We start from the raw sequence: 18,879 nt of genomic DNA on the forward strand, positions 1-18,879 counted from the left end.
ATTCACCTCCTAATCTACATTTGCTACACGCAATACTTCTGAAGTAGTTGTTAGTCCCTCTACTACTTTTAACAACCCATCTACAAGTAATGTGTAATAACCTTCTTGTTTCATATAATCACGGATCACACTATCGCTACTTCGACTTAAAATCATTTCTTTAATATTGCGGTCGATTGGTAAAATTTCATGAATAGCCATCCGTCCACGATACCCGGTTTGATTACACGAAGGGCAGCCTCTTCCGCGTCTACCATGTGTGAAACCTTCAATGCCGTTATTACGCATTATTTCTAATTCATGGTTCGTAAAAGTATAGTCCTCTCCACAATCTCGACAAATTCGTCGTACTAAACGCTGTGCCATAATTCCTACAAGTGAGGAAGATAATAAAAACGGTTCTACCCCCATATCTTGAAGTCGAGAAATCGATTCTACTGCACTATTTGTATGTAACGTACTTAACACTAAATGCCCTGTTAACGAGGCACGTACTGCTATTTGCGCCGTTTCAAAATCCCTAACTTCACCTATCATTACAATATCTGGGTCTTGGCGCAAAATTGAACGTAATCCAGTGGCAAAAGTTAAGCCTACTTCTTCTTTCACTTGAATTTGGTTTATGCCATCGAGCTGATATTCAACCGGATCCTCAACTGTAATAATATTGACACCCTCTTCATTCAAGTTAGTTAAGGCAGCATATAATGTTGATGATTTCCCTGATCCCGTAGGACCGGTAATGAGCAGAATGCCATTCGGATTGGCAATCATGTTTCGGAAAAGGGCCTCGTTTTGCGCTGTAAAACCAAGCTTGTCAATAGAATTGGCAACACTGCTTAAGTCTAAAATCCGCATTACTACTTTTTCTCCATAAACTGTTGGCAATGTCGAAAGTCGAATATCTACTGGCCTAAAATTAACATTCGTTTTAATGCGTCCATCTTGAGGAATTCGATTTTCGGTAATATTTAAATTCCCCATAATTTTAATACGTGCTAATACTATATTTTGCATATGTTTTGGTAAAGAGCGCTCTGTTCTCAAAACGCCATCCACTCGATAGCGAACCCTTAACTCCGTCTCCTGTGGGTCAAAGTGGATATCGCTCGCTCGTTGGGCAACTCCGTTAGCAATAATTTGATTAACTAGTCGAACAATCGGAGAATCCTCTCGTTCTATTTCTTCCTGTGTTTCAGCAACTGTCGCGCCAATGTCGAGCAATGCGGCTTCCATAGACTCTTGTAAATCATAGTATTTTGTTAGTGTTCGATATAAATCATCCTTAGCTGCAATACTTGTTTCGATTTGGCAGCCCGTCGCCATACGTACTTCTTCAATTGCAAAATAATCCATCGGGTCAGCCATCGCGATAAACAGTTTATTTTTTTCGCGACGAATCGGGATAATATTAGTTCGTTTAGCGAGTTCGGCTGGAACAAGCTGCAGTAAATCCGGGCTAATTGAATATTGGTTCAAATGAATGTGTGGGATTCCTAGCTGAAACTCTAGTACTTCGATTAACTGTTGCTCAGTTAGAATATTTTCTTTTATAAGAAAATCACCCAATTTCTCTTCTTTTGTTTTGTTTGTAAGAGCACATTCTAATTGCACATTTGTAATAACACCAGATTCGACAAGTAAATCACCTAAGCGCTTTCGTCCAGTTTTTACGACCATTCGCGTTTGCTCCTCTCTTTACGGGCTGGTTTGTATAAAATTCCCACCTTTATCGTAGTAGCCGTATACAATTTCGGGGTCATTCGGGTCTGTTGAAGTATTAGTATCTTTACTCGATATTGCAGCATTATTGCCGGATTTTTTATTTTCAGATTGTGTATCTGGTAATCCATCTCCATCTAGATCCATTTGTAAGTCAGGATCATTGGAATTTACCTTATCCGTTCCACTACTATTTTCAGAAGCAACAGGTTGTCTTGAAGATTTCACAATAATTTTATTAACTGGTGGATAATAGTCACGACTAACAAGTTCCTCTGCAGTGTTACCATCTTCTGAAATCGAGCGATACACTTCGACCCGCACACCTTCTTGACCTTTTTGAATAACTTCTTCTCTACCTATTGGTAAATCTTTCGAATAACGAGTAATGACTCGAGGCTGTATAATCTTATCTTTACTAACACGAACTGAAATTTCTTTTTCTTTCTTTTGAGCTAGTAATTCCACTTTTAAAGAATCACCTTCTATTGTGAGTTTTAATTTATTCGGTTGATCCGTACGGTTTATAAATTGCAAATCTTTCTCTAACGCTTGATTTACCTTCGCATCCAAACCTTGTTGTAAATAATTTGGCTTCTGTCCTTGAGAATGTCTTTCTAAAATCTCATAGTCGGTTTGAAGAGCAACATGATAAAGCATAGAGGCGAAGAAATTAATCGCTTCACTATCTGATTCTTCATATTGTTCTTCTATCATCGTTAAAAAAGAAAACGGTTCATTCGGTAAAACAATAGCATCATTTAATGTATTCGCTAATTTATCCACACCCATTGCATTTGCAGGGATTTCCTCAATCGATAGAGCTAAACGCTCCGCTTCTATTAAAGTAGTATCTGCAACTGTTGCAGCGACTTCATGACGTTTTAAATTGGAAGCTTCGGTAATAATCGTATGTAATGTCTTTTCAACTTCCCATACACCAGTAGCCTCAAGCTGCTTCTTCACTTGCTCGTCAACCACCACATGTAAGGGTATATGTACTACTTGTCTTTGCTTCCAGAAAGCAAGCCAAGACTTGTCAGTTAAACTATGATATTCAGCTAACGTACTCTCTACATCAAATACAAACAATTTAGGATCGAGTGAAATCGTAACATTAGCCCCTTCTACATCGATAGGAGCCTCTTGCCAAGTATTTATGGCCTCTCGTAAAGCATTTTCAATAGCATCATCTTCTAAATCCTTAACTGATATTCCACCGATTGTAGATTCATCGCCTTTAGCTAATGCTCTATCCATCATTAAATTCGGTACCCAGACTGTTAATAAAATGATTAGAACAGCTACTATTGAGCCTAGCTTCAAATGTAATTTCATAGCCTTACCGCCTTTACAAATATATCCAAAATTAAAATGTCTAATTACTCATATATGTCCATTACTTTTTATTCATATTTTTACCATACAACATACTAGATATTATTTAATGAGTCTTTTTAACTAAAAAAAGTTAAAATTTTATGAACTGAATTTTTTTCATATGTAATTAAAATCATCAATAACACATTGTCAATAAGGTAAACACCCTATATAATAGGGTTATATATACCTATACTTTTCCGAATCAAACTTATTAAATCAAATTTTCTAGATAGAAAAAACTATTAGATCGGAGGTAAGTTTTTTATGTTGATCAAATCACAGAGAGGATTTTCTTTAATCGAAGTAGTTGCATCACTTGTATTAATATCTATTATTCTTTTATCCTTTGCCCAAATATTTATATCTACGAATAAAACAGCCACAGTAAATACCGAAAAATTAGTCACTGTAAATTTAGCCGATGCTGTATTAGCTAAATTAAAATCTGATCCATTTACCAAAATAGCTACACAAGACTTAAATGATTATTTTAAAGATACCGGTGAACCAGATACCAAAAAGAAAAACCCACCTCTCGAGATAGATTTAAATGGAAAAACATATGCAATTACATATACCCCTTATCAAAATTCTAATAAATATGTAAATTCAGATTTCACAGAAAAGGATTTGAATCTAATAAAAGTAGTTGTAACAGTAACTTCTCAAAATGGAAAAACAAAAGGCTCGTCGGAAGGATATGTGTCAATTGAATAAATATATGAAAAATCAAAATGGTTTGACACTAATTGAATTACTCGCAACGATTGTTATTCTAGCAATCGTCTCCACCTTTATCTTTTCAATCCTTGTGAAAACTTTAGAAACGAATCAAAATATTCAACAAGAAACTATGCTTAGGGATGAAGCAGATCTAATCATAAGTAAATTTATTAAAACCCTCTATACAACAAACCAAAGTCATATTGTAAGGAATATCAGTAATCAATATATTGAAGTAACCAATGATCTGTCTAAATGTAAAAAAAACGATGATGGTAAATGGATTATTACTAGCGAATGCGAAAAGACTCTTGAGCCGATAGGATTTAAAACTGAAAATAGCACTACATATATCCATTTTAAAAAGGAGAAATATAAAGTTCAAAACAGCAACATTAAAATTTCCGAAAATTCAAAAATAACAGGAAACCCTATAGTCGAATCCATTTACACAATCAATTTAAAGCTTCAGATTATAAAAAAACGTTCAGGTAATGACCAAACAAAAACTATGGAATTTAAAAATCAGATTGAACCTATTGTAAGCTCAAAATAGTTTAAATAAAGGAGATTGTACTATGAAAATTTTCCAGCAAAATGAAAATGGCTATTCATTGTTACTAACATTTGCAGTCATCATCATTTTCACTATACTCGGTTTGAGTCTTATCACTTTAACGTCAAGCGGCATTACAAAAAACAACACCCGAGAGGAACTAGTACAAGCACAAGATTTATCAGATAAAGGAATCGACTATGCCGTTAAAGACATTCAAGCTATTCTAAATAAAGAGATTAAAGATAAACCTATGGGAAAGACTGCATTTGAAACTTTCCTCGATAACACCTTGAATGCTTCAAAGCTAAGTTGCTCGCAAGGCATTAACATCCCTGCTGAGAAAACGAATCAAACAAACGTCTGCATCGAGAAAGTAGAACTAATGTCAAATGAAGAGAAGGATCGTTATAAACGCCTAGTAACATTTAAAAGTACTGGAAAAGTAAATAGTAAAGAGCATATTACATATTCACAGATTATCATCGGCACAGATGCAATTCCAGATCAATTACGCTATGCTGTTTCAACGAATGACGAGGGGAATCTTTATTTACATGGTGGTGTTGAAATTCAGGGAGATATTAAAACAGATGGTCATTTAATTATCTCTGAAAAAGCCCATTGGCTAAAAAATAATATAGCACAATGGCCAGATAGCGTTTTTCCTAGAATAATTCCAGACTCTAAAAGTGTTACCCCAAAAATTATTATGAGGGAATCAGAAAAAAATATATATTATGTAAATAATACTGTTGATTACTCCTCACATATATCTGGCAATACAAACTATTTAAACAGTTCAAGATATATAAAATTCATCCCTTCAAATCCTGCTTCAAAAAGTGAATTACAGAAACGTTTGTTTTTAACAAAAAATGTATCCCTAGTCACAAAAAGCTTACCAGGAGATAATCTTGAAATAACAGAGAAAGTTATACCTTTGTATACAAATAAAAATTATAATAAAAATTATCCCGCTGGATTAAGTGTCTCGTACACAAATCACGAGACATCTAAATTTAATAGAGACAATATCATTTTCATACATGGAGAAAAAGAAGACTGTAATATTTGGGGTTTATTTGGATGCAAGAAAACCCTCGATAGAGGAAATTTTAATATTAATGGAAGTGGAAAAACTTTAAATTTGTCGGGCACCTATTTTATTAATGGAGATTTCAATGTCAACAATACTAATTTACGTAGCGATGCCATGCTATATGTAAACGGAAACGTTGATATTAAAGATAGTACTTTAAATGGCATAAATTCAAACAGCACCCTCTTTATTTTCGCTACAGGAGATATTTCAATTAGTAATATTTCTGTTGATAGTGCTACGCCAAGTATGATTAAAGGCTTTTTCTATTCAAAACAAAACATGATTATGTATGGAGTTGGCTCGAATATTAACTTGTATGGAGGCATTTCTGCAAAACGAACGATTCTAACTGCAGTACGAGGTAATAGTTATAACTATACTTATGAAAGTTCTAAAAACCAAAAAGAAACCGTTATTACAAACGGTGTTGAAGTACCTAAAAGAAATTCTAGATTGAAAATAACCTATGACGAAAATTTAATATCCCAATACACGTCCTTTAAACGTGATGAAGAAGAAGAATTTATTACAGAATTGAACGAACCCGAAACTATTAATCGTTATTAAAATAAGGGTTGTTTAGAAAGACTGATTTCACACAGTCATTGTAAACAACCCTTTTCTATTATTTCCTCAAGAACCATCCCGACAAATCGAAGAATATATGTTTTTCAACCGCTTAATGCTATTTAGTCAACTTCAAGCATACCATTAGAAATTGTTAAATTGTTATTTTCTTCAAAAATCAAGCCACCATTTGATATTGTATCTTCAATCGTTTTCGGTTTGTACGTAACAGCCGGAGCTCCACTAGTCTTTACTGTATGAGCCATTATTCCGCCTATAACTGTTCCTGATCCCCCCAATATGACTCTTGCATTAGGGGCATATATATATAAGTTATGATTATAAGATCCTCCTTCAATAGTGATATTTGATCCACCTGCATAGATATTTCCTTGTACGCTACCCGAACCATCAATGTTTATATTGGTTGATTTAGCATAAATAGAGGCTTTTGTGCTTGTATCACCAGTAAAATCCATTGACGAAGTGCCTGCATAATAGACACTTAATTGGCCTATGTCCCCTGTATTATTCATACTTGAATCCCCCTTTAAATCAAAAGCATTCTTTATATACAAAGTTAATTTACCACTTCCTATAATCTTTAAATGACCTTGAGAGAAGTCAAAGTTATCTATAAATAAATTTTTGTCTGAATTACCAACATCAATCGTTAATGTATTATTCGAAGCAACCATAAGCGTCTTGACGTACATATCCTGAGAAATCGGAAGAATACCACTGAAATTTGGTTCACCATTTATCTTTCGATCCCCATCGATCTCAATTGAATTATTTTTCAAAAAATGTTGAACCCGCTCCCCACCGATTGTAACTTGGATTGATTTCGTATATGGCCTTGTGCTTAAATTAGTAAATTGATTATCCGGGAAAGGTGGCAATATATCTTCAGGAAACGCAACATTCCCTATAATCTCATTTGTAATAGTCATCCAGTCTGGTTTTGAAAATTTATCCAATGTCGTTCCAATTTTCCCACTAATTTTTGTATCATCTTGTTTAATAGCAATATTTCCACTTTCCGATACAACATCCCCATTAAACTTACCGCCCCCAAGTACGATGTTTTCAATAGCGTGGATAGCAGCGGCATTTGAAAAAGCAGGGCCAGTTTCCGTTCCACTTCCTAAATTAACTGTAATTGTTTGCGCTACGGCTCTCGTTTTCTTACCAATAGATCCAACAGACGTTATTTTATATTGCAAAGGTTCTGTATTTTCTTGAACAATCGTTACATTCGCAATAGGTTTTTCTTTAAATTGTTCATCAAAAGTGACTGTAGTAGTATATGTTGATTGGGTATTCTCTTCAAAGGTTTTTTTTAAGCTACGTTCAAATGCATCAATAAAATCTAACTTAAATTTTTCCGGCTTTCTTTTATCAAGAGGTAGCTTATTGAAATCCTTTCTATTTTGATCGTATGTAATTTTTGCTAATTGTTCTACTTTGCTTTTTGTACTGTTTAAACCGCCTTCTGCAATGTAAAATACAGATTGGTCATCTCGCTCACTAGTAGAAATCTTTAATGAATTTGCAGTAAGTGTTAAAAGCATAATTCCAAGAACTGATAGTAAAGCAATTGTCAAAATTACTAAAAGTAACGAATACCCATTTTCTTGTTTTAGATACTTAAACATCTAGCTACCTCCTCTGAAATATATAGTTGATGAAAAGGGCTTATTATTTGGCGTTGTAATATCAATAATTATATGACTCCGTTTATCTTTAATTTTAAAATCAAGTACATTCACAGCAATTATTTCATCGTTCCTTGCAATTGTCTGATTATTTCGATGAAACACGTAGTTGTATTTTTGATTATTTTGATTATTAGTTAATATATATTCTGTACGATCATCTAAGTCTTTCGTAATAATTTCTGTAGATTTACGAGTATCTTTAGTAACAACTTTCAAAATATAAGTTGCATCAGACAATTGTACACTCGATTTCATTTGTTTATCGCTAGAAGTCTTGCCATTCGTTAAGATCGACATTAGAACAATAGAAACGAGCGTAACTATTATGGTAACAGCCAAAACTTCTAGTAAGGTCATGCCTCTCTCATTATGAAATTTAGACATATGCACCACCTCTTTCCTTATAAGCTAAAAATATTTTGCACTTTTGCTTTTAATATCTTCCCTCTTGAATCATAGACTTCAATAGTAATCCTAACTGTTTTATCAGACGACATATCTTCAGCTGTCACTATTATGATTTCCTTATTTTTAGCATTCACGGGTGTCACTTTATACTGAGTGGTATTACCGCTCGATTTCTCTTCATCCTTTTCGTTTACGTATGGAAAGTCAGATTCCCAAGTTTCGATTTTGGTGGATTTGAAGTAGTTATACATTTTCTCCATTTCCTTTTGCGCTAAATAGGTTGCATCAATAATTTGTTCAGAGCTTTTTCCTGTTTTATTCGATTGAATGAGTAAGCCAAAAAAGGATACTAAGATGATAGTTATGATAACTAAAGAAGCAATAACCTCAATTAAAGAGAATCCCCCTTGACTGTTAAATAATTCTCTATTTTTACGCTTCATTTTCGCCCTCCTTCTGCAGATAATACTTTTATTAATATAAGATATCAAAAAAGTCTATTAGCCTTAAACACTATAATAACAGTGCTTATAGAAACTAATATTTACTAATTATTCAATTAAATACTATTTTATGATAATTACACTATTCCATATCTAAACAATATTTACAAGACCACTTCTTCATATGAATATATATATTTTTAAAAATTTTCCATACCTAAAACTACGTTTAAATTACAATAAAAAGCAATACGATGTAAAAAAACGTTTACCCAAATTATGGTAAACGTTTTTGTGAAAACATTTTATTCATTTCCTCAACAACCTACCCGACAACAGCAACCCAATCCCACCAATCGTCATAAATAGGACTGCTCGTATTAGTAAGTCTAGTGCTGACAAATCAAAGAATATAAGCTTAATAAACGCAATAACTAAGATGATAAAACCCGTTATGCGTAATGTTCGTAAGTTTCGCACGTTGCTAAGCCAAAGGGAGATACTTGCTGTCAGGAATAACGTAATCGTTGAGAAGGCAATGCTTAGCTTCCAATCAAGCAAACTGTTGTAGGAAAGCTGGAAGATGAGACCCCAAACAGATATCATCGCAAGCACCACACCTGCACTTACAATTGGGTCAAGAAGTTTCTCTATTTGCTCTTGATAGCTTTGATAAATGCGCCCCTTCATCAGTAAATCGATCATCATTGCTACGATAACAGCTATATAGACAATTCTTGTCACTATATTTAACCACTCGACACCTTGCATATTGTACGGAATTATTTCAAGCATTATTGTGAAGAGTATGAAAAATACACTAAGGACCGGCGTTAATGCACGCCCTTTGTATTTTGTTGGTACTAAAAGTGATCCCGCGAAAAGTACAGCGAGGATCATACACATTAGATGTGGAATATTACCAGCACCTGCAAAGTACGTTCCATCCAGCTTTCCGATATAAGCTAAGAAATAACCAGTCGTTATTACTGCTAAAAAGTCAATCACATATAGTTCCTTCATTACCTTTTCAAATACAGTCTGTGTCTCTTTCGGACGTCTTGCATATACATAAATAATTAGGAGATATATTCCTGGCATTATCAAGCTAACATGGTCTATGCTAAAAAATGGTGTTGGCTCATGAATTATAAAGCTTAAAGCGAGTGCAATCATAAATGAAAATGAGCTGACAATCTTCATCCTACTAATTCGTAAACGTAAACTCATCATTACGCCCATAAAGGTAATGAATGGGATGAGCAAATGATCCACTTTCTCTGGGAAATTCATAACTAGTAGTGTATTACATAATGTAATAAATGCGAGTGTTACGGCACTATCAAATGCCTCCTGCCATTTTTGCTTATAGCCATAACCCGCTAAAGCTGCAAACAAGCAAACTAATATGAGTAATAGTGCTTCGCTATATTCAATAGGACTAATGATAAAGTTCAAGAGCAATAAACTAAAGGCTCCTAGGCTAAATTGAAGTCCAACATGGATATATTTCAATTTAGACTCTGCATTATATAAACGGCACCAACTCGTGTGAAAAATAGATAAAACAACAAGGAAACCTATTGCAAAAACAGCTCGATTGTCCTGATTCATAAACGCTATAATGCTGACAGCTAGCACTGAGAAAAAGGTTGCTATATAGAGAGCCAACTTCTGCTTGTGTTGATGAATAACAAATTGCAGCATCGTAAATAGGACAACCACATAGATTAAAATAATGATAGGACTAAAATCCATATATTCTAATAAATAAGGTAATAATAATGAGGTAAATGCTACGAATATTGTTAGTACTTCGTTTTTCTTTAAATAGCTAATAGCAATACCGTAGCCGATATAAACGGCTGCAATAACAAGTGCCATCGTTAAACCGATGATTTCATACAATATCGCACTAGCCGCTGTTGTTAATATTCCAACAATAAACGCCCCACCGTATAAAGATATTGTGATGGCTGAAGACCCTATTTTTTTATGTTCCAACACATAAGCTGTTGCGGCTAAGGCAAGCGATAATGCATAGGCGAGAATAATTTTAACCTCGTTCGATAAATAGCCATAATCACTCACAAGCTTAAGACCCCAAAGCACCCCCATCACTAAAATTACCATAAATACTTTTGGAAGTGCCCACATAAAACGTTCTTCCAACGTTCGCTGTGGCTCCATCTTTTTTTCTGGAGCTGGCATTGTTTTTGGCCTTTGTTCCAAGTTTGAATTTGGCTTTGGGCTTTGCGCTAGTTTTGGCGTAGATTGCTCAATGATGGATTTTCTGGCGTTCAATATGCTTGTTTTCTCAACAGATTGCTGACGCTTTAAGCCCTCTAATTCCCGCCGTAAATCCACCATTTCTTGCTCGAGCGTGGCAATCCTCCGCTCCATTTCAAGCGACATTCAATCATCCTCCCTGCACTATCAATTTTTAACATTATAACATATTTATTCTTGTTGTAAAATTACACTTTTGATTTATTTTTACCCCATTATTTATCTTGGTCTTCGATACATTAAAGCACGTTCACTATCACTGGTTCCCCGTGTAGTTGGATCTACTACAACTCCTATTAAAACGAAAATTGATAATACGGTATTTAAGATGTGCGTTGCCTGATTACTCATTGCACTCGTTAAGTCATAGCCAAAAATAGTTGCTACTTGCTGTGCGAGTAACAAAATCAACGAAAATAGCGCAAATAAAAATGGTTTATGCTGAAAACGGATCATCCAGTTAATTCTCATAAATACTCACCTCCCTCCTTCTTATACACAGTATATGCTCCTCCGTAATATGGCACATATGCAAAAATGGAGCTATAAATAGAATAAGAGGGATTTTTATACCACAAATATTATTAAGTACAAATATGCAATGCTAGTTTTCGCAAAATGCACATTAAAAAGCCATCTCAGCAATGAGATGGCTTCGAATTGTTGAAAATCTATTATGTTAATGAAATTAAGTATAGCTCTTCGACAAAACGAGGGATTGATTTCCATTCCGACTGGGCGCTTTCTCGGGGGCGTCAAGTCTTCGCTCTATTTTATATCAGCTGAAGTTTTTTGTGGGAAAGTGAAGCGACAGCAACACCAAATGTTTTATGTCTGAAAAACAAAGCCTCCTAGCTATGATGATCCGTGCGAAAGCGGAGTGTCAGTGGAATTGTTTATTGCTAAGTTACGAAGTGTACGCAACAACAAAGTGCAGTAAGTGACACACCATTTCTTATACACCATTTTTGTTTTTCATCACATTAATCATTTCAGTAATGAGATGCTTCAAAGCCTTTTCGTTTATCAAATTTTCGCGCAACGAAAACTAGCCCATAAACAAGCGGTGTTGCTACAATGGACGCAAAAAATTTAAACAAATACTGTGTTATAAATAATGTCAGTAACACTTTAATTGGCATTATTCCATAAAAGGCTATCGTAATAAACAATGCAGTATCGATGAGTTGACTTAACATCGTAGACGCATTGTTTCGAAGCCAAAGTTTACCGCTTCCATGCTTTTCTTTTAATTTATTAAATATCACTACATCCAAATTAACACTTACCGTATAGGCTACAAGACTTGCAATAATGACACGCATACTGCCGCCGAGAATTGTCTCAAACTCCTGTTGATGAACAAAGGCTTCTGCAGGTGGTAGTGCAATGGCAATCGCGATAAAGCATGCTGCAAACACCTGTGCCATAAGCCCTGTTCTTACCGTGCGAGCGCCCGCTTCCTTGCCATATACTTCACAAATTACATCAATAAGAGGATACGTGAAAATAATTAAAATAGCTGCTGCCGGAAGCATCATCCATTCGCCTATACTAAACACTTTAACAGCTAAAACATTTGCTAAAATTAAAAAACCTACAAACAATCCATTTAAATAGTAAAGCATCAACGATTATCTACCTTTTCTGGATACAGATCGTGGTTCATCAAACGATGCTCCGCCATTTTTTCATATTTTGTGCCAGGGCGACCATAGTTACACCATGGATCAATGGACAGGCCCCCACGTGGCGTAAACTTACCCCACACTTCAATATAGCGCGGCTCAATCAGTTTAATTAAATCATTCATGATGATATTAACACAATCCTCATGGAAGTCCCCGTGATTACGGAAGCTAAATAAATAGAGCTTTAAAGATTTACTCTCCACTAGCTTTTTATCTGGAATAAAAGATATATACATAGTCGCAAAGTCAGGCTGCCCTGTCATTGGACAGAGGCTCGTGAATTCTGGGCAATTAAATTTCACAAAAAAATCGTTTTTCGTATGTAAATTGTCAACTGCCTCAAGTATCTCCGGAGAGTATTCAAATAAATACTTTGTGTTTTGGTTACCAAGTAGGGTTAAATTCTGTAATCCTTGTTCTTCATTTCTTCCTGCCATAAAAATGCCTCCTCAAGTTGTGAGAAGTCCATTACGCATTAAATCTAATAAAAAAAAATCGCCATATCCGCATTTTTGGGATATGGCGTAAATGACGTCATCCATAGTTTTTTATAGAGGGTATGCGCTATGAACCTCTTTCTTATTCGCTAGTAATATTAACTTAATGAACGCATTCAGTCAACTAAATTTTTCATAATTTAGCATTAAAAAAAAATACTGTCGTTATATCTTCCATAGTACAATGGCAACGAGTTACTAAATAGAACGTTACCTTATTATCTAAAAGCTTGGTTTAAGTAGAATACAGTATATATTCAATGCTGGAATATTTTCCATCTATTGGAGCTTATTAGGCGCTTTTATTATTGCCTATACACATAAAATAGTTGCTTACGTTTCTAATAAATGTGAAAGATATTTACACTATCCAGCCAATTTTATTTTTTAATCATTCTCCTTTGGGTAGTGTTTTACTGCTCTTCTTCCTAATATCTAGCCTTTTATTAAATGTTGTCTTGTATCGCTTAGTAACTGTTGGTAGTTACAATTTTATAGGGTTTCTAGGCTTAATTCCAATTGTTACAATCATCTTCAAGTTGTATTCTTCTTTGTTTGACCTTTTATCAAATATATCTACATTTACTTTAATAAGTAGTTTATTAGTTTTTAGTGCCCTACTTTACTCTATCCTATCTATGGCGATTCGAAATGCTCCTGTAAATCCAGAATAGTTCCATAAGGATTATTTAAATACCCAATGCTTTTTCGATGTATTTAATTTTATAGAGTAAATCATCTCTTAAAGTAAAGCCTTTTTGTTTTAACAGCAACAATCTTTAAGAAAACAGCCATAAGAAAATGATGCCAAGCCCATATTAAAGGTCTTGGCATTTTTTATTATCCATGTTCATCCTCTTGCGTTGTATAGTCAATGGAATTAGCTATGTCAACTAAAACTTCAGGTGTCACCTTATTTGAAACCCTTTTATCAATCCACAGCATGTATTGCCAATCTTCTCTTTCAAAAGCAAGAACATTAAAACCTGATATTTCCATATAAATAGAAGTCATTCCGTTTTTCAACTTGAATGTCTTTACTATATTTTCTTTTTTAGATGGGAACTTAAACTCAATAGGTCGAACCGTTATTTTATAATGATGCTCGGGAAGTTGATGATTAATAAATGTCGCTTCAAAAAAATCATTCATCTCATCGTCAAGATCATTAAATCGACCAAAATGATGTGTAAAACTAATAGGAGGTACTCGAAGTGGTAGCTTTAGCCCTTGATGAAAGTGCCGTTCAAAATCGGAGGCAGCTGCTTCAACCGTTTTATAGCCTATCTCTGGATAAATTTCTTCATAAGAACTGAGCGAATCATTGATATAGGCATCACTTGGTTGAGAAAATAATAAATAACAGGAACTTAAGCAGAGAGAAAAAATTCTGTCCATTTTATCACCTCAGTATCACTTTACGTGTAGTTTTTCCCAACTCAATGAAATTATGTGTCAAGTTGTATTCGGTTCACAGTTATTTATTCATTTTTCCTACGGATATTTTCCATTAACGCGCGATATAGATAAAGAAAAAAGCAATTGTTCGCGTTAATAAGTTCGAACAATTGCCTTTTTAGTTTAAAAGAGTATATGTGCAACTAATGCTGCGATTGGTAGAGAAATAATCGTACGTATTAAGAAAATAACAACTAGATCAAAAAATTTAAGTGGAATCTTTGTACCTAAAATAAGTCCACCAACTTCAGACATATAAATAAGCTGCGTCACAGAAACGACAGCAATTACAAATCGTGTAGTGTCAGCTTCAATCCCTGCTCCTAAAATTGAAGGTAGGAACATGTCAGCAAAACCAACAACCATCGTTTGTGCTGCCTCAGCTGCTTCCGGTAAACCAAGCACTGTTAAAATAGGTTCAAACGGCTTTCCTAAAAGTGCAAAAATATTAGTGAATTCAGCAAGCATTAAAGCAACCGTACCAAATGCCATAACAACCGGTGCTACACCAACCCATAAATCCAAAACATTTCTAATGCCATCTTTCAAAAATTGACGTGGGTCACGATTTGCATGCGCAACAGTTAAAGCATTTTCTAAGCCATGTGACACAGAATTATAACCTTCTGGTAATTCCTCACGCGATAAATCTACTGGTGTTCCGTCGATATAAGTATCTTCTTTGTTAGCAAGTGGGAAAATTCGTGGCATTACTACCGCTAACACAAGACCACAAAGAACTACTGTTAAGTAATATGGAATAAAATAGCGTGACAAATGCACTGTATCTAATACTACGATACAGAATGTGATAGATACTACCGAGAAGCTCGTTGCAATAATGGCAGACTCTTTTTTCGTGTAGTTCCCCATTTCATATTGCTTACTCGTCATAAGAACACCAATTGTTCCATCCCCAACCCACGATGTAAGTGCATCAACCGATGAGCGACCAGGGCTTTTAAAGAGAGGACGCATGATTTTTACCATCATCGTTCCGAAAAATTCAAGCAAGCCGAAGTTTGTTAAAAACGGTAATAGTAGGCCTGCAAATAAGAAAATCGTGAATAAAAATGTTACTAAACCACCGTCTGGGTTCATTAATAATCCACCAGTATTTTCATTATTAATCGCTGATGGTCCAAAATCAAAGACAACCATTGAGGCAAATACTAAACCGATGACTCTTATAATTGTCCAAAACCAGTTGACATAAAATAATGTATCTAAAATACTAGGCTCTTTTGAATTATTTCGCGGAATAAATTTGGCAATGAGTGAACCAATTGCCGAAATCGCAAACATAATTATAGTAAAATAACTAATAACCGGAGCAATAAAACCTGCTAGTAAATTTGCTAAAATAGCAATCGGAACTTTCCATCCATCTTCCGTTAAGACCGGTGTCATAAATAACAGGACACCAATAAGAGACGGAATTATGAAGAAAAAGTATGTAGAAGTAGGATATTTTTTCATCATTTAAAGCCTCATTTCTCTTGGTTTTCGAAGTTCTATATATCAAGCTTGTTAGTTATGGACTGATCAATTTTACCTCGGCATAATTAAGTCCGGAATCGGCCTAATTCCGTGACATCCGCCGGAGGCTTTAACTTCTTTTGTGCGAATGTCTTTTGTACCGAAAGCGTAGCGACAGGTACTGATGTTTGGACACCGGCTAAAAGAAGTTATCCCGCTAAGAAATGTATATCTGCACTTTAATCAGTAGGAATTTTTTTACTCCTCACTGATTATTAGTCTTTACCAATTAGGCATTTACGAGCCGTTAATCTCCCACTCTTAGCGAGAGCGTTGTTACCTGAGCTTCTCTTTTTTGTACAGATAAATTACTGTCCGTTAATGCGCGATAAAAATGGGATACGGATAAAATAAAAAAACATCCCTCTAAAAAGTAATAAAGGAATGCCCAAACATACTTTTTTATAATTAACATCCGCAATGCAAAATTTCTATTCATTAAGTCATAGCTATAAAATATCATAAACCAACAATACATCGGTTAATTCTACAACAAAATGCATTTTTATTCAATCCATAAAAATTTGTTATTATGATAATTCTCTTCTAATTATCCACGCTTCTTCTTAGTATCATTCCCTTTCAACAATGCTCAATTTTACATTGTTTAAAAGAAGACCCATTTGGCCTTGCATACTTGCGTCCGGAAACTTTAAGTTCTCTCAGCAGGTGTCCAAACATCCGCTGAGAGAACTTAAAGTTTGGTGAAACTCTCCATTAATCATATCTATTTTAATTGCCTAAGAGATTTAACCAGCCCTTAATAGGCATACAAATAGACCATACTGTCTTTCATCTCATATGTTAATTATGAACCACAACTTATCAAAACAGGAGGTTTTACCATGCATAGACGTATGCATCATCATCATGCAGGTCCACATTGTTGTCCACCACAGCATTGCCCAACTCAATTTGATCCACCACACTTTTGTCCGCCAGAGGAATTTGTTCGCACTAATTACATCCATACGGTCGTACCTCATGTACAACCAGCACATATTACAACAGTTAACAAACATATAATTGATCATCAATATCATTTCCCATGCACTGAATGTGTAGTGGAAGAATGTTGCGAAACTCATACACTTTGCGAGATGCCACCTGATCCTTGCCATATGCCACATCATCATATGGGACACCATCATATGGGACACCATCACCATCACATGGGCCATCATCATATGTGCCATCATACAGATCATCATATGGGCCATCATATGGGTCATCATCATATGGGCTATTAAAAAATATGCGATGAGGTTAGAAATACCTCATCGCTTCATTTTTTCATAGCATACTGCTTACCTAGTTCTATTATTGATCTCTTAATTTCATAAGAAAAACCGAGCACCTATACTAGGTACTCGGTTACTATTTTTAGTACATTTTTAAATATTGATCGCGTTCCCATTGGTGTACTGTTGTACGATACATGTCAAACTCGATTTCTTTTGCCTCTTTAAAGTTTGCATAGATATGCTCACCTAAAGCTGCTTGCGCTACTTCATCTTGAGCAAGTAATATTAAAGCATCGTCCAGTGCTGCTGGTAAGTTTGCGATACCATTCGCTTTACGCTCTTCATCAGACATCACGTAAATGTTACGGTTAATAGCTGCTGGTGGTGTTAAGCTACGGCGAATACCTTCAAGACCCGCTTCTAAAATAACAGCCATCGCTAAATATGGATTAGCAGATGGGTCCACAGAACGTACTTCTACACGAGTTGAAAGACCACGTGCTGATGGGATACGGATAAGTGGTGAACGATTTTGAGCTGACCATGCTACATAACATGGTGCTTCATAACCCGGTACAAGACGTTTATAAGAGTTAACCGTAGGGTTTGTCACAGCTGTGAAGCCTTGAACGTGAGCAAGGACACCTGCCATGAATTGCATCGCTGTTTCAGAAAGACCTAGTTCAGTAGATTCATCGTAGAATGAATTCTCTTTACCTTTAAATAATGAAACGTTGAAGTGCATACCAGAGCCAGCTTCACCGAATAATGGTTTTGGCATAAATGTAGCATGTAAACCGTGTTTACGAGCAATTGTTTTAACAACTAATTTAAACGTTTGGATATTGTCACAAGCTGTAATTGCATCTGCATATTTAAAATCAATTTCGTGTTGTCCTGGAGCTACCTCATGGTGAGATGCTTCAATTTCGAAGCCCATTTCTTCTAGCTCTAATACGATATCACGACGGCAGTTTTCGCCAAGATCAGTTGGTGCTAAGTCGAAGTAACCACCGTGGTCATTTACTTCTAGTGTCGGTTCACCTTTGGCATCTAATTTAAATAAGAAGAATTCTGGCTCAGGCCCTAAATTGAAGCTTGTGAAGCCCATGTCTTCCATTTTCTTAAGGATACGTTTTAAGTTGTTTCGTGGGTCACCAGCAAATGGCTCGCCTTTAGCAGTGAATACATCACAGATGAAACGTGCTACTTTCCCTTTTTCAGAAGTCCAAGGGAACACTACGAAAGTATCCAAGTCAGGATATAAATACATATCTGATTCTTCGATACGTACGAAGCCCTCAATAGATGAGCCATCAAACATCATTTTGTTTTCTAGAGCTTTGTCTAATTGGCTTACAGGAATCTCAACATTTTTGATTGTGCCAAGAATATCTGTAAATTGTAGACGTATAAAACTTACGTTTTTTTCCTCGATTAGACGTTTAATGTCCTCTTTTGTGTATTTACCCACAGTTTTCCACACTCCTATAAAATGTCTAGCTTTTTTATCATTACCCTACCCTATTAATA

Annotated in this window: 16 protein-coding genes; 4 read left to right on the forward strand and 12 right to left on the reverse strand. The window is 35.2% G+C overall.

Annotated elements, in window-relative coordinates:
• Nucleotides 1-9 precede the first annotated feature (9 nt).
• Both C7Y47_RS02600 and C7Y47_RS02605 read right to left on the reverse strand, forming a co-directional pair.
• Complete coding sequence (locus tag C7Y47_RS02600) at nt 10-1,680, reverse strand: GspE/PulE family protein (protein WP_142507351.1); 1,671 nt, start codon at nt 1,678-1,680, stop codon at nt 10-12.
• An 18-nt stretch (nt 1,681-1,698) separates the two neighbouring features.
• A complete protein-coding gene (locus tag C7Y47_RS02605) occupies nt 1,699-3,060 on the reverse strand; it encodes a VanW family protein (RefSeq protein WP_142507352.1) in 1,362 nt (453 codons plus the stop codon).
• Between the two features lie 309 nt (nt 3,061-3,369).
• Here C7Y47_RS02605 and C7Y47_RS02610 point away from each other — a divergent pair, with 309 nt between their 5' ends.
• The 3 genes from C7Y47_RS02610 to C7Y47_RS02620 are packed head-to-tail and all read left to right on the forward strand — an operon-like array spanning nt 3,370 to nt 6,056.
• A complete protein-coding gene (locus C7Y47_RS02610; RefSeq protein ID WP_142507353.1) occupies nt 3,370-3,822 on the forward strand; it encodes a type IV pilus modification PilV family protein in 453 nt (150 codons plus the stop codon).
• A complete protein-coding gene (locus C7Y47_RS02615; protein ID WP_255504983.1) occupies nt 3,815-4,384 on the forward strand; it encodes a PulJ/GspJ family protein in 570 nt (189 codons plus the stop codon). Before C7Y47_RS02610 ends, C7Y47_RS02615 begins: the two co-directional genes overlap by 8 nt.
• A gap of 22 nt (nt 4,385-4,406) precedes the next feature.
• Entirely contained in the window at nt 4,407-6,056 is a 1,650-nt protein-coding gene (locus C7Y47_RS02620; RefSeq protein WP_142507354.1) for a hypothetical protein, read from the forward strand.
• 122 nt (nt 6,057-6,178) lie between these two features.
• Here the strand turns inward: C7Y47_RS02620 and C7Y47_RS02625 are convergent, their stop codons facing one another.
• From C7Y47_RS02625 to C7Y47_RS02665, 9 genes are all read right to left on the reverse strand, one after another.
• The gene (locus tag C7Y47_RS02625) at nt 6,179-7,714 is read right to left on the reverse strand and encodes a DUF7305 domain-containing protein (RefSeq protein WP_142507355.1); all 1,536 of its coding nucleotides are present in this window, start codon (nt 7,712-7,714) and stop codon (nt 6,179-6,181) included.
• The gene (locus C7Y47_RS02630) at nt 7,715-8,134 is read right to left on the reverse strand and encodes a hypothetical protein (protein WP_142507356.1); all 420 of its coding nucleotides are present in this window, start codon (nt 8,132-8,134) and stop codon (nt 7,715-7,717) included. It abuts the gene before it with no gap.
• 44 nt (nt 8,135-8,178) lie between these two features.
• Nucleotides 8,179-8,628, reverse strand: a complete 450-nt coding sequence (locus tag C7Y47_RS02635) for a type IV pilus modification PilV family protein (RefSeq protein ID WP_142507357.1) — start codon at nt 8,626-8,628, stop codon at nt 8,179-8,181.
• Between the two features lie 309 nt (nt 8,629-8,937).
• Entirely contained in the window at nt 8,938-11,043 is a 2,106-nt protein-coding gene (locus C7Y47_RS02640) for a DUF2339 domain-containing protein (protein ID WP_142507358.1), read from the reverse strand.
• Nucleotides 11,044-11,136: 93 nt separating this feature from the next.
• Nucleotides 11,137-11,388, reverse strand: a complete 252-nt coding sequence (locus C7Y47_RS02645) for a phage holin (protein WP_142507359.1) — start codon at nt 11,386-11,388, stop codon at nt 11,137-11,139.
• Between the two features lie 521 nt (nt 11,389-11,909).
• Nucleotides 11,910-12,545: a queuosine precursor transporter gene (locus C7Y47_RS02650; RefSeq protein ID WP_142507623.1), complete on the reverse strand. Its 636-nt coding sequence runs from the start codon at nt 12,543-12,545 to the stop codon at nt 11,910-11,912.
• Nucleotides 12,545-13,045, reverse strand: a complete 501-nt coding sequence (gene queF / locus C7Y47_RS02655) for a preQ(1) synthase (RefSeq protein ID WP_132363257.1) — start codon at nt 13,043-13,045, stop codon at nt 12,545-12,547. Before queF ends, C7Y47_RS02650 begins: the two co-directional genes overlap by 1 nt.
• Nucleotides 13,046-13,945: 900 nt before the next feature.
• Nucleotides 13,946-14,503: a hypothetical protein gene (locus C7Y47_RS02660; RefSeq protein ID WP_142507360.1), complete on the reverse strand. Its 558-nt coding sequence runs from the start codon at nt 14,501-14,503 to the stop codon at nt 13,946-13,948.
• Nucleotides 14,504-14,686: 183 nt separating this feature from the next.
• Entirely contained in the window at nt 14,687-16,042 is a 1,356-nt protein-coding gene (locus C7Y47_RS02665; protein ID WP_142507624.1) for a YjiH family protein, read from the reverse strand.
• A 905-nt stretch (nt 16,043-16,947) separates the two neighbouring features.
• Between C7Y47_RS02665 and C7Y47_RS02670 the strand changes: the two genes are divergently transcribed.
• Complete coding sequence (locus C7Y47_RS02670) at nt 16,948-17,352, forward strand: CotD family spore coat protein (RefSeq protein ID WP_142507361.1); 405 nt, start codon at nt 16,948-16,950, stop codon at nt 17,350-17,352.
• Nucleotides 17,353-17,485: 133 nt separating this feature from the next.
• Here C7Y47_RS02670 and glnA read toward each other — a convergent pair whose 3' ends face one another.
• Nucleotides 17,486-18,820: a type I glutamate--ammonia ligase gene (glnA, locus tag C7Y47_RS02675; RefSeq protein ID WP_142507362.1), complete on the reverse strand. Its 1,335-nt coding sequence runs from the start codon at nt 18,818-18,820 to the stop codon at nt 17,486-17,488.
• Nucleotides 18,821-18,879: the final 59 nt, after the last annotated feature.

Origin of the sequence: Lysinibacillus sphaericus (assembly GCF_006864135.1) — a bacterium.
In the GTDB taxonomy this organism is placed as follows: domain Bacteria; phylum Bacillota; class Bacilli; order Bacillales_A; family Planococcaceae; genus Lysinibacillus.